The 14,848-nt window shown below is 63.7% G+C and carries 11 protein-coding genes, 1 tRNA gene and 2 pseudogenes; 9 read left to right on the top strand and 5 right to left on the bottom strand.

Annotated elements, in window-relative coordinates:
• The coding region (locus tag IQ26_RS37225; RefSeq protein WP_145723335.1) for a transposase family protein at positions 1-262 on the bottom strand (262 nt) is incomplete at its 3' end.
• 173 nt (positions 263-435) lie between these two features.
• Between IQ26_RS37225 and IQ26_RS37220 the strand changes: the two are divergent.
• Positions 436-1,811, top strand: a pseudogene (locus IQ26_RS37220) (TIGR03808 family TAT-translocated repetitive protein).
• 10 nt (positions 1,812-1,821) lie between these two features.
• Here the strand turns inward: IQ26_RS37220 and IQ26_RS37215 are convergent.
• The gene (locus IQ26_RS37215; RefSeq protein ID WP_145723334.1) at positions 1,822-2,826 is read right to left on the bottom strand and encodes an asparaginase; all 1,005 of its coding nucleotides are present in this window, start codon (positions 2,824-2,826) and stop codon (positions 1,822-1,824) included.
• 82 nt (positions 2,827-2,908) lie between these two features.
• Positions 2,909-4,075, bottom strand: coding sequence for an acetyl-CoA acetyltransferase (locus IQ26_RS37210; protein WP_145723333.1), 1,167 nt, complete (start codon positions 4,073-4,075; stop codon positions 2,909-2,911).
• Positions 4,076-4,303: 228 nt separating this feature from the next.
• Between IQ26_RS37210 and betI the strand changes: the two genes are divergently transcribed.
• Genes betI through betB form a run of 5 tightly spaced genes read left to right on the top strand, consistent with a single transcriptional unit; the run spans position 4,304 to position 10,596 of the window.
• A complete protein-coding gene (gene betI, locus IQ26_RS37205; RefSeq protein ID WP_145723332.1) occupies positions 4,304-4,891 on the top strand; it encodes a choline-binding transcriptional repressor BetI in 588 nt (195 codons plus the stop codon).
• Complete coding sequence (betC, locus tag IQ26_RS37200) at positions 4,891-6,420, top strand: choline-sulfatase (protein ID WP_145723331.1); 1,530 nt, start codon at positions 4,891-4,893, stop codon at positions 6,418-6,420. Before betI ends, betC begins: the two co-directional genes overlap by 1 nt.
• On the top strand, positions 6,417-7,424 hold the full coding sequence (locus IQ26_RS37195) for a threonine/serine dehydratase family protein (protein ID WP_145723330.1): 1,008 nt from the start codon (positions 6,417-6,419) through the stop codon (positions 7,422-7,424). The genes betC and IQ26_RS37195 overlap by 4 nt, the downstream gene beginning before the upstream one ends.
• A gap of 3 nt (positions 7,425-7,427) precedes the next feature.
• A complete protein-coding gene (gene betA, locus IQ26_RS37190; protein ID WP_145723329.1) occupies positions 7,428-9,080 on the top strand; it encodes a choline dehydrogenase in 1,653 nt (550 codons plus the stop codon).
• A 52-nt stretch (positions 9,081-9,132) separates the two neighbouring features.
• A complete protein-coding gene (gene betB, locus IQ26_RS37185) occupies positions 9,133-10,596 on the top strand; it encodes a betaine-aldehyde dehydrogenase (protein ID WP_145723328.1) in 1,464 nt (487 codons plus the stop codon).
• Between the two features lie 85 nt (positions 10,597-10,681).
• Here the strand turns inward: betB and IQ26_RS37180 are convergent, their stop codons facing one another.
• Positions 10,682-11,581: a LysR family transcriptional regulator gene (locus tag IQ26_RS37180; RefSeq protein WP_145723327.1), complete on the bottom strand. Its 900-nt coding sequence runs from the start codon at positions 11,579-11,581 to the stop codon at positions 10,682-10,684.
• A gap of 99 nt (positions 11,582-11,680) precedes the next feature.
• Between IQ26_RS37180 and IQ26_RS37175 the strand changes: the two genes are divergently transcribed.
• Positions 11,681-12,562 carry an NmrA/HSCARG family protein gene (locus tag IQ26_RS37175; RefSeq protein WP_145723326.1) on the top strand — a complete coding sequence of 294 codons (882 nt, stop codon included), beginning with the start codon at positions 11,681-11,683 and terminating at the stop codon, positions 12,560-12,562.
• Positions 12,563-12,667: 105 nt separating this feature from the next.
• On the opposite strand, the gene IQ26_RS37170 is transcribed toward IQ26_RS37175, so the two are convergent.
• A complete protein-coding gene (locus IQ26_RS37170) occupies positions 12,668-14,188 on the bottom strand; it encodes a phosphomannomutase/phosphoglucomutase (RefSeq protein WP_145723325.1) in 1,521 nt (506 codons plus the stop codon).
• Between the two features lie 203 nt (positions 14,189-14,391).
• Between IQ26_RS37170 and IQ26_RS37165 the strand changes: the two genes are divergently transcribed.
• A tRNA-Pro gene (locus IQ26_RS37165) sits at positions 14,392-14,468 on the top strand.
• A 228-nt stretch (positions 14,469-14,696) separates the two neighbouring features.
• Positions 14,697-14,848 (top strand): annotated as a pseudogene (locus IQ26_RS37160) (IS5/IS1182 family transposase); the annotation flags it as partial.

Below are 14,848 nucleotides of genomic sequence, written 5' to 3'. Positions count from 1 at the left end.
CGATCCGGTTCATCACCACCCGCAGCCAGTCGGCGCAGGGAATGCCGAAATGATAGGGTTGCAGACGCCGCAGGAAGTCGAGATGCCTGCTTGCCCATAGAACGATGTCGTCGTAGTCGTCGCAGGCCGCCATCGTGCTGCAGACCACCAAAAGCAGCACCTCGCTGAGCGGATACATCACCTTGCACGGCTGGCGGCTGTCCTTGATGGCCGAAAAATGCTCCAAAAGACTCTCGCGGCGCGTGGCAACATCTTCACTCATGGCTTCCTCCCGAATCTCCGGAAGCCTCTTGAATCACGCTAACCTACGTCGTGTCACAAATTACAACCCGCCGTTAACCTGAGCTCGTTGCCCTCCCGGCGAACCGGACCGGGGCCAATCCGGTCTGGCACGATTCCTGCGGCGCGACGGCCGAACGCTGGGAATCTGTGCCGATGTTGAACGGACGAAAATTGCTTACGCAGACCGCCGGCTTTGCCGTCATGGGCCTCTCGCTCGGCAAGGCCGCGGCCGCCAGCCTACCCACCGTCGACAATGCCTCGATTCGCGGCTCGATCAACGCTGCCGACCTTGGCGTGCAGCCCAGTGCGCTTGACGACCAGAGCAAAGCCTTCGCCAGGCTGCTGCGCGACGCGAACGACCGCGACATGCCGGTGTTCCTGCCGCCGGGAACCTATGTCGTATCCAACCTGTCGCTGCCCAGCCGTATCAGACTTTCCGGCGTGCCGGGCGCATCGCGGATCGTCTGTGGCGGCAATGGCCATCTGCTCATGGCAGAACAGGCCGAGCACATCGAATTCACCGGACTGGTGTTCGACGGCACCAACCGCTGGATGGGCGACTACGCGCAAGGCCTGCTTGACCTGCGCCGCATCAACCATCTCGTCATCGACAATTGCCAGGTCACCGGCAGCGGCAAGAGCGGACTGGCGCTCGAGCACGCTTCGGGCCGCATCGAACGCTCAGAAATTTCAGGCGCGGCCGACGCCGGCATCTATTCGGTCGAAGCCGCCGGCCTGGAGATATCAGGCAACACGGTGTCCGACTGCGCCAATGGCGGCATCCTCGTGCATCGCTGGCAGGCCGCCGAGGACGGCACCATCGTCAGCGGCAACCGCGTCGAGCGCATCCAGGCGCGCAGCGGTGGAACCGGCCAGAACGGCAACGGCATCAATGCGTTCCGCGCCGGCAACGTGATCATCTCGGGCAATATCGTCTCGGACTGCGCGTTTTCGGCCATCCGCGCCAACAGCGCCAGCAATCTGCATATCACTGGGAACACCTGCTCGCGGTCGGGCGAAACGGCGCTCTATTCCGAATTCTCCTTCGAGGGAGCGATCGTCAGCACAACATCGTCGATAGCGCCGCCAACGGCATCTCTATCGTCAATTTCAACGAAGGCGGCCGCATAGGCGTGTGTTCCGGAAACATCGTCCGCAACCTCTCGACATCAGGCCCCTACCCTGCCGATGCGCCTGGTTTCGGCGTCGGTATCGGCGTCGAGGCGGACACCACCGTTTCCGGCAACGTCATCGAGAATGCGCCGCTCTACGGCATGCACATCGGCTGGGGGCCGTTCATGCGCAACGTGGTCGCCACTGCAAACGTCATCCGCAAGACCGGAACCGGCATCGCCGTCACCGTGGTCGAGGGCGCCGGGACGGCGGTCATCTCCGACAACGTCATCGACGGCGCCCAAAACGGCGCGATCGTCGGCCACCGCTGGGCCGAGCCGGTGACTAGCGACCTCGCCTCAGCAGGCAATGCCGGCTACGCGCATCTGACCATCGAGCGCAATCATGTGAGATGAATGCCGGTTCTCAGCTCAGCGCGGCGGTGGGGCGGAGGGCGCCGACCTTGGCGCCGATCCGGCTTTCGATGGGCGGATTTGCCTGTTCGATCAGCTTCGCCGCCAGCGCCTTGTCGGTGTGCAAAAGCCTGGCAATGCATGCCGCGACCATGACTTCAGCCGCACGGCCGGCGCCATCATCGCATTTAAGTGCAATGCCGAGGCCAAGCTCGGGAAGAGCCGCGCAATAGACGCCTTCGGCCCCTCCCTTCACAAAAATCCGGCCTGGCGCGGCCCCCATCAGCGCAACATCGGCCCTGCCCGTGCCGGCGACCAGAAAGGGCTCCGCCATGCAGGCTGAAAGCAGCCGCTTTGCGGCCTTGGCGCGTACGGGCTCAAAACCGACACCGGTCGCCATGCGGGCAAAGCCGAGTGCGAAGCTGCGCAGTGGCACGGCATAGGTTGGGATCGAGCAGCCATCGGTGCCGCAATGATCGACGTCATGGGCAGCCCCGGTTACGGCCTGCATCGCGTCGCGGACCATCTCCTGCAGGGCATGGCCTGATTTGACATAGCCGCGATGGGCGATGCCGGCGTGAACGCAGGTGCAGAGGAAGCCCGCATGCTTGCCTGAGCAATTGTTGTGCAGCGCGTTTGGCAAGTTGCCGGCGCTGGCCAGCGCAACCGTCGCATCATGGCTCGATGGCCAATGCGCGCCACACTCCAGCGCCGCCCCGTCCAGCCCGGCCTTCGCCAGCATCGCCCGCGCCAATTCGACATGCGCGGGTTCGCCGGAATGCGAAGCGCAGGCAAGCGCCAGTTCCCGGTCCCCGAAGCCAAACGCGTCGGCGGCACCGCTTTCGACCAGCGGCAGCGCCTGGATCGCCTTGACAGCCGAGCGCGGGAACAGGGGGCGTGTCGTATCGCCGATCTCCAGGAACGGCCTGCCGTCGGCATCGAAGACCGCAATGGCGCCACGATGGGCGCTCTCGACCACCGCGCCGCGCAAGACTTCGACCAGAACCGGATTTGTCATGAATTCCCCGCTAAGATCAAAGCGTTACAGCGTCCCTTTGCGCGCCCGGAAAGGCGCGCGGCGCTGTAATGCGGGGCCGCTTTTATCTTATCCGGTCGAGAATGGAAACGTAGTTGGCGACTGCGGCACCGCCCATATTGAAGATGCCGCCGAGCTTTGCTCCCGGTACCTGGATGCCGCCGGCCTCGCCGACAAGCTGCATGGCGCTCAGCACATGCATCGACACGCCGGTGGCGCCGATCGGGTGCCCCTTCGACTTCAGCCCGCCGGACGGATTGACCGGCAGCCGGCCGTCCTTCGCCGTCTCGCCGTCCAGCGCCAGCCTGGCGCCCTCGCCGGGTTTGGCCAAGCCCATCGCCTCATATTCGATCAGTTCAGCGATGGTGAAGCAGTCATGCGTCTCGACGAATGACAGATCGTCGAGCGTCACACCGGCGCTCTTCAGAGCCTGGTTCCAGGCATGCTCGCAGCCTTCGAAGGCCAGGATGTCGCGCTTCGACATCGGCAGGAAATCCTGCACATGCTCGTTGGCGCGGAAGGCGACCGCGCGGCGCATCTTCAACGCCGTCGCCGTGTCTGCAAGGACAAGGGCGGCGGCGCCGTCGGAGACCAGCGAGCAGTCGGTGCGCTTCAGAGGGCCAGCGACGAAGGGGTTCTTCTCGCTCTCGTGCCGGCAGAACTCGTAGCCGAAATCCTTGCGCATCTGCGCGTAGGGATTGTCAACGCCGTTCTTGTGGTTCTTGGCGGCGATCATCGCCAGCGCGTCCGACTGGTCGCCATAGCGCTGGAAATAGGCTTGCGCGATCTTGCCGAAAACGCCGGCGAAGCCTGCCGGCGTATCGCCCTCCTCGGGCAGATACGAGGCCTTGAGAAGGTTCTTGCCGATTTCCGGACCGGGCGTCGTCGTCATCTGCTCGGCGCCGACCACCAGCACGATGCGCGCCGCATTGGCGTCTATGGCGCGGATGCCTTGCCGGACCGCCGCCGAGCCGGTGGCGCAGGCGTTCTCGACGCGCGTCGCCGGCTTGAAGCGCAGCCGGTCGTCGGCCTGCAGGACCAGGCTTGCGGTAAAATCCTGCGCGGAAAAGCCGGCATTGAAGTGGCCAAGCACGATCTCGTCGACCTCGTCCGGACCGATGTCGGCATGGTCGAGCGCGTCGGCTGCAACCTTGGTGATCAGGCCCTCCAGTGTCTCGCCTTCGAGCTTGCCGAAGCGCGAATGCGCCCAGCCGACGATGCATGCTGTCATGGCGATCTCCATCTTCCGCGCCAGCCGGTTCGTGGCGTCACGGCGCATTCCATCAATATTGTTCAACTATGAACCGCTTTCCAGATCCTGTGAAGAGCCAGAGGCACACAATCGGTTGATCCGACCGGCGTTGTCCCCAGCGCCCGACCTCAGGTCATGGAAATCGGGGATTTTTGTTGATTGATCCGTCAATAAAAAATAAACTTGCTGCAAGGGACCGGAGCAAGAATGCCGAAAGTCGGAATGGAGCCATTGCGGCGCAGGGCGCTCATCGACGCGACGATCTCGGCGATCGGCGAGCGCGGTTCGCTCGATGTGACCATGTCGGAGATCGCCGGGCGCGCCGGCGTGTCCTCGGCGCTTGCCCATCACTATTTCGGCGCCAAGGACGAACTCTTGCTGGCGACGATGCGGCACATCCTGGCCGAGTTGACCGCCGACATGCGGCGCGCGCTTCGTTCGGCCAGCACGGCACGCCAGCGCGTTTCGGCCGTGGTCGCCGTCAATTTCTCCGACGTCCAGTTCCAGCCGGAGACGATCGCCGCCTGGCTCGCCTTCTATGTCGAGGCGCAGAAATCGTCAGCGCTGCGCCGGCTGCTCAAGGTCTATGCGCGGCGCCTGCATTCCAATCTGCTGAGCGGACTGACCGGCATCCTGCCGAGAAGCGAAGCCGACCGCGTCGCCGAGGCGACAGCTGCGCTGATCGACGGGCTCTATATCAGGCGCGCGCTGAAGGACGGCGTGCCCAATGCCGCGACCGCGATCGCACTGATCGAGGACTATCTCGAAACCAAGCTCAACGAGCGGAGCGCGTAGTGACCTCCAAGCGACCCAATTTCCTGATCGTCATGGTCGATCAGCTCAACGGCACATTGTTTCCGGACGGGCCGGCAGAATTTCTGCATGCGCCGCATCTCAAGGCGCTGGCCGCACGCTCGGCACGCTTTGCCAACAACTATACGGCGTCGCCGCTCTGCGCGCCGGGCCGCGCCTCGTTTATGAGCGGCCAGTTGCCGTCGCGCACCGGGGTCTATGACAACGCCGCCGAATTCGTCTCGTCGATCCCCACCTTCGCCCATCATCTGCGCGCCGCCGGCTACTACACCTGCCTGTCGGGCAAGATGCATTTCGTCGGGCCGGACCAGCTGCATGGCTTCGAGGACCGGCTGACCACCGACATCTATCCGGCGGATTTCGGCTGGACGCCGGATTACCGCAAGCCCGGCGAGCGCATCGACTGGTGGTATCACAATCTCGGTTCGGTGACTGGTGCCGGTGTCGCCGAGATCACCAACCAGATGGAGTATGATGACGAGGTCGTGTTCCTGGCCACGCAGAAGCTCTATCAGCTTTCGCGCGAACAGGACGATGCGAACCACCGGTCTTGGTGCCTCACCGTTTCGCTGTCGCACCCGCATGATCCCTATGTCGCGCGCAAGCAGTATTGGGATCTTTATGAGCATTGCCAGGCGCTGGATCCGGAAACGGGGTTCATCGCGCATGACGATCAGGACACGCATTCGCAGCGGCTGTATCGCGCCAGCGACTATCCCTCTTTCGAGATCACCCCTGAGCAGGTGCGTCGTTCGCGGCGCGGGTATTTCGCCAACATCTCCTTTGTCGACGACAAGCTCGGCGAGCTTCTGGACGTTCTCGGGCGAACGCGCATGCTCGACGACACTGTCATCCTGTTTTGCTCGGACCACGGCGACATGCTCGGTGAGCGCGGCCTGTGGTTCAAGATGAGCTTCTTCGAAGGCTCGGTGCGGGTGCCGCTGATGATCGCCGGCAAGGGGGTGCCCCCCGGGCTGATCGAGGCGCCAGTCTCCAATCTCGACGTGGCGCCGACGCTTTGCGACCTCGCCGGTATCGACATGAGCGCGATTGCGCCGTGGACCGACGGCCAGTCGCTGCTGCCGCTCACCGAGGGCAGGCAGCGCACCGCGCCTGTGTTGATGGAGTATGCAGCGGAAGGCTCCTGCGCGCCCTTGGTGGCGATCCGCGACGGCAGATACAAGTTCGTCCATTGCGAGCTTGACCCGCCGCAGCTGTTCGAACTCGAAGCCGATCCGCTCGAGCGAGACAATTTAGCAGCCGACCCGGCCAATGCGGGCTTGGTGGCAACATTCATGGACAAGGTCCGGGCGCGCTGGGATATGGCCGGCTTCGACGCCGCCGTGCGCGAGAGCCAGGCGCGCCGCTGGGTCGTCTACCATGCGCTGCGCAACGGCGCTTACTATCCTTGGGATTTCCAGCCGCTGCAGAAGGCGTCGGAGCGCTACATGCGCAACCACATGAACCTCGACAATCTCGAAGAGAGCAAAAGGTATCCGCGAGGCGAATGATGACAACCCTCGTCCCCTCCCTCGATCACCTCAGGCAGGCCTATGCGGTCACCGGTAAGGCGACGCAGGTCACGCCATTGCTGGAATCGGCGGCGCTCGCCAGGGAGACCGGAGCTGCCCGCGTCTTCGTCAAGCCGGAGTCGCTGCAATGGGCCGGCTCGTTCAAGGTACGCGGCGCCTATTGGCGGCTGAAGCGGCTGTCGCCCGATGAAGCCAGGAAGGGCGTCGTTGCATATTCCTCCGGCAATTTCGCGCAAGGGCTGGCCGCCGCCGGGCAGGCGCTGGGCATCCCGGTCACCATCGTCATGCCGATCGACGCGCCGGCCGCCAAGCGCGACGCAACGGCCGGCTATGGCGCGCGCGTGGTGCTGACCGACCATGGCGAACGCGCGCGTGAGGAGGTTGCCGCCACCAAGGCGCGCGAGATCGCCGAGACCGAGGGGCTGGCGCTACTGCATCCGTTCGACGACCCCGAGATCGTCGCCGGCCAGGCTGGTGCCGGGCTGGAGGCACTTGAGCAACTCGATGCCAGGGATGCCAGCGCCGATTTTCTGTTCTGCGCGGTCGGCGGCGGCGGGCTGATCGGCGGCGTTTCGCTGGCTTTCCACTATCTGTCGCCGGCGACCAAGATCATCGGCGTTGAGCCGGAAGGTTTTAACGGCATGGGCTCGTCGCTGGCGCATGGCGCGATCGAAACCATGCCGATCGGGCCGAAATCGATCTGCGACGGGCTAATGGCGCGCAAGCCAGGCGACGCGCCGTTCGCGGCAGTCAAGACCGCTGGCGTTCGCGGCATCACCGTCGACGATCAATCGGTGCGCAGTGCGATGCGGATCGCCTTCGAGCGGATGAAGCTGGTGCTCGAACCGTCGGGCGCGGCATCGCTGGCGGCGCTGCTCGGCGGCAAGGTGGATGTGAGCGGCAAGACCGCGCTCGTGGTGGCAACCGGCGGCAATGTCTCGCTCACCGATTTCATTGCGCATATGAACCATGGGCGCATATGAACCATGCTTGAGGCGGATTTCGTCATCATCGGCTCCGGCTCGGCCGGCTCGGCCATGGCCTACCGGCTGTCGGAGGACGGCAAGCACTCGGTGATCGTCATCGAATTTGGCGGCAGCGACATCGGTCCGCTCATCCAGATGCCATCGGCGCTGTCGATCCCGCTCAACATGAGCCTCTACGACTGGGGCTTTGCCAGCGAGCCGGAGCCGCATCTCGGCGGCCGCGTGCTGGCGACGCCGCGCGGCAAGGTCATCGGTGGCTCGTCCTCGATCAACGGCATGGTCTATGTGCGCGGCCACGCACGCGATTTCGACCATTGGGCCGAACAGGGCGCGGCTGGCTGGGGGTTTGCCGACGTGCTCCCTTACTTCAAGCGCATGGAAGACAGCAACGGCGGCGAGAATGGCTGGCGCGGCCACGGCGGCCCGCTGACCGTGCAGCGCGGCTCAAGGACGAACCCACTCTACGGCGCCTTCGTCGAGGCGGGCCGTCAGGCCGGCTTCGAGGTGACCGACGACTACAACGGCGCGAAGCAGGAAGGCTTTGGGCCGATGGAACAGACCATTCGCGGCGGACGCCGCTGGTCGGCGGCGAGCGCCTATCTCAGGCCGGCGCTCAGGCGGAAAAATGTTAGCCTGATCAAAGGCTTCGCCCGGCGGGTGATCATCGAGAATCAACGCGCCATCGGCGTCGAGATCGAAGCGCGCAAACGGATTCAGGTGATCAAGGCGCGACGTGAGGTGATCGTTGCCGCCTCCTCGATCAATTCGCCCAAGATCCTGATGCTGTCCGGCATCGGCCCGGCAGAACATCTCAGGGAACACGGCATTCAGGTTGTCGCCGACCGGCCCGGCGTCGGCCGCAACCTGCAGGACCATATGGAGCTTTATATCCAGCAGGAATCGACGCAGCCGATCACGTTGAATTCGGTGCTGAATCCATTCTCCAAGGCCATGATCGGCGCGCAATGGTTGTTCTTCAAGTCGGGCCTCGGCGCGACCAACCATTTCGAGGCGGCTGCCTTCGTGCGCTCGCGCGCCGGTGTCGACTATCCCGACATCCAATATCATTTCATCCCGGCGGCGGTTCGTTATGACGGCAAGGCGGCGGCGAAGGCGCACGGCTTCCAGGCGCATGTCGGACCGATGCGATCGAAGTCGCGCGGTTCCGTCACGCTGAGCTCGCCCGATCCCAAATCGAAGCCGGTGATCCGCTTCAACTACATGTCGCATCCGGACGACTGGACGGAATTCCGCCACTGCATCCGGCTGACCCGCGAGATCTTCGGCCAATCGGCATTCGACCCTTATCGCGGCAAGGAGATCTCGCCTGGTTCGCACGTCCAGTCGGACGACGATCTCGACGCCTTCATCCGCGATCACGCCGAAAGCGCCTACCACCCGTGCGGCACTTGCAGAATCGGCCGCGCCGACGATCCGATGAGCGTCGTCGATCCGGAATGCTGTGTCATCGGCGTCGAGGGATTGCGGGTCGCTGATTCCTCGATCTTCCCGCGGGTCACCAACGGCAATCTCAACGCGCCGTCGATCATGACCGGCGAGAAGGCCGCCGACCACATTCTTGGCCGCACGCCGCTGGCGCCGTCCAACCAGGAACCATGGGTCAATCCGCGCTGGCAGGTGTCGGACAGATAGGCCATGATCCGGCGGACTGCTCCGCCCTAGCGAAGACGATTGGAGAACAGCCATGCGCGCGCAGCCGACCGCATCGCACTATGTCAACGGACGCTACATCGACGACGAGCAGGGTGCGCCACTGCCGGTCATCTATCCGGCAACCGGCGAGACCATCGCGATGCTGCGTTCAGCGACGCCGAACGTGCTGGAGCTTGCGATCGAAGCAGCGCGTGCAGCACAACCAGCCTGGGCTCGGCTGAAGCCGGTCGAGCGCGGACGCATCCTACGCCGCGCCGCCGACATACTGCGCGCGCGCAACGCCGACCTGGCGCGCATCGAGACGCTGGATACCGGCAAGGCGATCCAGGAAACACTGGTGGCGGATGCCCCCTCGGCCGCGGATTGCCTGGAATATTTCGGCGGCGCTGTCGCATCCTATAACGGCGAGGCCGTCGACCTCGGCGGACCCTTCGCCTACACGCGGCGCGAGGCGCTTGGCGTCTGCGTCGGCATCGGCGCCTGGAACTACCCGATCCAGATCGCCGGCTGGAAATCGGCACCGGCGCTCGCCATGGGCAACGCCATGGTGTTCAAGCCGTCGGAGAACACGCCGCTGTCGGCGCTGGCGCTGGCCGAAATCTATACCGAGGCCGGCCTGCCCGACGGGCTGTTCAACGTGGTGCAAGGCTACGGCGATGTCGGCGCCGGCCTCGTTGGGCACGATGTCGTCGCCAAAGTCTCGGTGACCGGCTCGGTGCCGACCGGCCGAAAGGTGCTGTCGCTCGCCGGCTCGAAGATGAAGCACGCCACCATGGAGCTCGGCGGCAAGTCTCCGCTGATCGTCTTCGACGATGCCGATCTCGAAAACGCCATTGGCGGTGCCATGCTCGGCAACTTTTACTCCACCGGCCAGATCTGCTCCAACGGCACGCGGGTCTTCGTCCAGAAGGGCATTCATGACCGTTTCGTAGAACGCCTGACCGAGCGGACGAAAAAGATCCGCATCGGCGATCCACTCGACCCGGAAACGCAGATGGGGCCGCTGGTCAACAAGGCGCAGCACGAGAAGGTGATCGGCTATATCGAGGCCGGCAAGCAGGATGGTGCTGTGCTCGCCTGCGGCGGCAACGTGCCTTCGCTGCAGGGTTTCCAAGGCGGCTTCTTCGTCGAGCCGACGGTCTTCACCGGCGTCACCGACACCATGCGCATCGCGCGCGAGGAGATCTTCGGGCCGGTGATGAGCGTGCTGAAATTCGACGGCGAGGACGAGGTGATCGACCGCGCCAACGACACGGAATTCGGCCTTGCCGCGGGCGTCTTCACGCGCGACCTGCCGCGCGCGCACCGCGTCATTGCCGAGCTGCAGGCCGGCACCTGCTGGATCAACGCCTACAATCTGACGCCGGTCGAAATCCCGTTCGGCGGCTTCAAGCAGTCGGGCATCGGGCGGGAAAATTCGCTGGCGGCACTGGCGCTCTATTCGCAGCTGAAGTCGGTCTATGTCGAGACTGGGGATGTGGCGAGCCCGTACTGAGGCCGCTGGCTGCGAAGCTGTCGGCAGTCAGATCCAGATACTGCGTCAGGCACAGACGTGCGTGGATTGGGTACCACGCATGCCTTCAAGCGGTGTTTACCCGATTGGAAATCCGCTCGGCCGCCAGCTCGATGAAGGCCTTGACGATGGGCGAAAGATGCCGGCTGCTCGGATAGAGGACATGCAGCCCGCCCGCCGGTGTCGTGTAGTCCGGAAGAACGCGGCGCAGCCGCCCCTCGTTGATGAGCGCTTCGGCAATGCTGTGGGGCAATTGGGCGACGCCGAAACCAGTGACCGCCGCCGCAACGACCGCCTGCATTTCATTGGCGGCAAAACGCCCAGCCACCGTGGCCGTTTCCTGGCCGTGCGGCCCGTCCAGCACCCAATGAGCGCCCGAGGTCGAAGGGCCGGCGATGACGCACTGGTGGTGCGTGAGATCCGCCAGGCTTTCCGGCATCCCGTGCCTTGCGAGATAGTCCGGGCTGGCGCAGAGCAGCCTGTGCGTGGGGCCAAGTTTGCGGGCAATCAGCGTGGAATCCTGAAGGACCCCGGTACGGAAAGCGAGGTCTATGCCGTCCTCGACCAGATTGAGCTGGTCGTCAGTCAGGCGTAGCTCGACCTTGGTTTTCGGATACATCGCAAGAAAGTCGACCACGGCCTGGGTAAGGAAATAGCCGCCGAAGCCGACGGGAGCCGAAATGCGGATCGTGCCCAATGGCTCCGCTCTTGCTTCGGCGAGACGCAGATTTGCGTCCTCGAGCGTCCGCAGCGCCTGGCTGCTCTGCTCGTAATAGAGGCGCCCGGCATCCGTCATGTTGAGGCTGCGTGTCGTGCGCTGCAGCAGGCGAACCCCGACCTCGCGTTCGAGTGCGGCAACGCGGCGGCTGACCGTTGTCTTCGGCATGGCGAGCAGGCGCGCGGCAGCGGTGAAGCTGCCGGCCTCGACGACGCGAGCGAACACGACGATATCGTTGAGATCGAGCATTGTATCCAAATATGGGACAAAGTTTTCCAATTATAGGCAATTACGCATCAATGCGACAGGCCCTAATTTTGCTCCACCTGAAAAAGAAGGAGCAAACATATGACAACCAAACAAAGCGTTCTGGTTACCGGTGCCACCGGCCAGCAAGGCGGCGCGGTTGCGCGCGCCCTGCTGTCGAAGGGACATCGCGTCAAGGCACTGACCCGCAAGCCGGACAGCGATGGCGCACGGCAGCTGGCGTCGGCGGGTGTTGAAATCGTGACTGGCGATCTCGGTGACTCGGCTTCCGTCGTGGAGGCGGCAAGTGACGTCGATACCATGTTCCTGATGGGCAACAGCTACGAGGCTGGCATGGCAGAGGAAACCCGCCAGGGGATCGTTGCCGCCGACGCGGCGAAGGCTGCCGGCGTCGGGCATCTGATCTATTCATCCGTTGCCGATGCCGACAAGAACACCGGCATCCCGCATTTCGAAAGCAAATATCTTGTCGAGCAGCATGTCGAGCGGCTCGGCATCCCCTACACGATCAGCGCACCGGTTGCCTTCATGGAGAATGTCGTCGCGCCGTGGTCGATCGGCGCGCTCAGCCAAGGCACGCATGCCTTTGCGATGCCTGCCAAACGTGTCCTCCAGCTGGTGGCCCTGGCCGACATCGGAGCCTTCGTTGCCGCCCTGGCCGAGCGGCGCGAGCGCGTGTTCGGCAAGCGTTTCGATTTCGCCGGGGACGAATTGTCCGGCGAAGACCAGGCGAAGATCCTTTCGCAAGCCATTGGCCGCCCGATCGGCTACCACGAAATCCCGATCGCCGCGGCCCGCCAGCAGAGCGAGGATGCAGCACTCATGTTCGAGTGGTTCGACCGCGTCGGCTATGACGTCGATATCGCTGCCTTGCACAGGGATTTCCAGGAGGTCCGCTGGCACAGTTTTGCCGACTGGGCACGAGCGTTCGACTGGAGCGTGCTTGTGCAGTCAGCCACCTGAGTTCACTTGGGCGCCTGGGTCGATTGTAATCCGGAGGCGGAACACGGCAGATGCTGGGGTCCGCCTCTCTTATGCCTTTTCGTCGCGATGCGACGAAAGGCGAATCTAGAAAGTCTGGTTGTAGGCGCCGACCTCCGGGCTGCGGCGCAGCACCGCATCGACGGCTTCGAACATCAGCCGGCGCCGCTCGGACGACACTGGGCTTTCCACCACCACGACAAGCTCCGGCTTGTTCGAGGACGCCCGCACCAGACCCCAGGTGCCGTCCTCGGCAACGACGCGAACGCCGTTGACGGTGATCAGCTCGGCGATCTTCTGGCCGGCGAAGATGGCGCCGTCCTGCTTCATCGCCTGGAAGTCGGACACGACACGCTCGACGACGCCGTATTTCAGCTCGTCGGCGCAGTGCGGCGACATGGTCGGCGTGCCGAAGGTCAGCGGCAGGTCGCGATAAAGATCGGCCATGCTGCTTGTCGGGCTGCGATCGAGCATCTGGCAGATGGCGATGGCTGTGATGAGACCATCGTCATAGCCGCGCCCGATCGGCGGGTTGAAGAAGAAATGACCGGATTTCTCGAAACCGGCGATGGCGCCGAGCTCGGCCACGCGCCGCTTTATGTAGGAGTGGCCGGTCTTCCAGTAGTCGGTGACGGCGCCATCGGCGCGCAACGCGGCATCGGTGTTGAACAATCCGGTCGACTTGACGTCGACGACGAAGGTCGAGCCCGGATAAAGGTGCGCAATGTCGCGTGCGAGCATAACGCCGACCTTGTCGGCAAATATCTCGTTGCCTTCATTGTCGACCACGCCGCAGCGGTCGCCGTCGCCGTCGAAGCCAAGTCCGACGTCGGCTCCTGTTTCCAGCACCTTGTCGCGGATCGCGTGCAGCATTTTCATGTCTTCGGGATTGGGATTGTAGTTCGGAAACGTATGATCGAGCTCGACATCGAGCGGGATCACCTCGCAGCCGATACGTTCCAGCGCCTCAGGCGCAAAGGCCCCGGCGGTGCCGTTGCCACAAGCGGCGACCACCTTGAGCTTCCTCGATATGCGCTTGTCCCGGGTCAGGTCGTCCAGGTAGGTTTTGCGGAAATCCGGAACGAAGTCATACGAGCCGCCGCCGACAAGATCGAAGTCGCCCGCAAGCACGATCGTCTTCAATGCGCTCATTTCCTCCGGACCGAAGGTCAGGGGACGCGCAGCCCCCATCTTGACGCCGCTCCAGCCGTTCTCGTTGTGCGAGGCGGTGACCATGGCGACGGACGGCGCGTCGAGCGCGAACTGGGCGAAATAGGCCATCGGCGACAGCGCCAGCCCGATATCCCTAACCCGCGCGCCTGCGGCCATCAGTCCGGAAACCAGCGCCAGCTTGATCGCCAGCGAATAGGAACGGAAATCATGTCCGGTCACGATATCCGGCCCGGCGCCTAGGCGCCGGATCAGCGTGCCGAGCCCCATGCCGAGCGCCTGGACACCGATCAGGTTGAGCTCCGGCGGCTCCGCCGAGGCCGGGTGGCCGAACCACCAGCGCGCATCATACTCACGAAAGCCGGACGGCTTGATCAGCGCCGAGGTTTCGAACTCGAAGGTGTTGGGACGGGCTTCGCTAACGATCTTCAGGGGCAAGACAGCAACTCCAAGCGACTGGAACCAGAGTGTTTCAAGGCAGGTGGCCGATGCGTATTACACGAGCCTTTAAGCCGTGTTTATCCCTCGGGAAACTGAAACCTGTATGACCTTAAGGCGAAAGCGCAAGAAATGCGACAATAGCACCGCCATTGACGCTTGCAGGAACGAAGTGCGGCGGCTATAAGCCCGCGGTCTGGTCACGGAGTGTAGCGCAGCCTGGTAGCGCACATCGTTCGGGACGATGGGGTCGCAGGTTCAAATCCTGCCACTCCGACCAGAAAAAACAATGACTTAGGCATCCCGAATACTGCCTACCCCACAGATGTCGACCGTGAACTATCCGCAAGCCATTGATCTGGCATGTTGATTGAGGCGGATAGCGGCTTTGGAATTGCAGGATTGGCGGTTTATGAGCGCTGTTTTCCTGCAATTTGGTTTTGCGATTCCCTTGTGCTGCGGAGCGTGATTCACTCGGTTCGGCGGCGGCGAATCGAGGGGACGGCGAATGTCCAAGCCACGCGAGAAGCGCGAGACGGGAGAGCAGGATCTGTTCCGCTCCAGGCTCGATCAGATCATCAACATGAAGCACGAGCTGGTGCGGCTGGCGCAGGCGATCGACTGGCCGGTGCTGGAGGAGCGTTTCGGCGCCGTCTATTC

The organism is Mesorhizobium tianshanense (assembly GCF_007830515.1).
Taxonomy (GTDB): domain Bacteria; phylum Pseudomonadota; class Alphaproteobacteria; order Rhizobiales; family Rhizobiaceae; genus Mesorhizobium; species Mesorhizobium tianshanense.
This window is presented reverse-complemented; position numbering and strand designations above follow the sequence as displayed.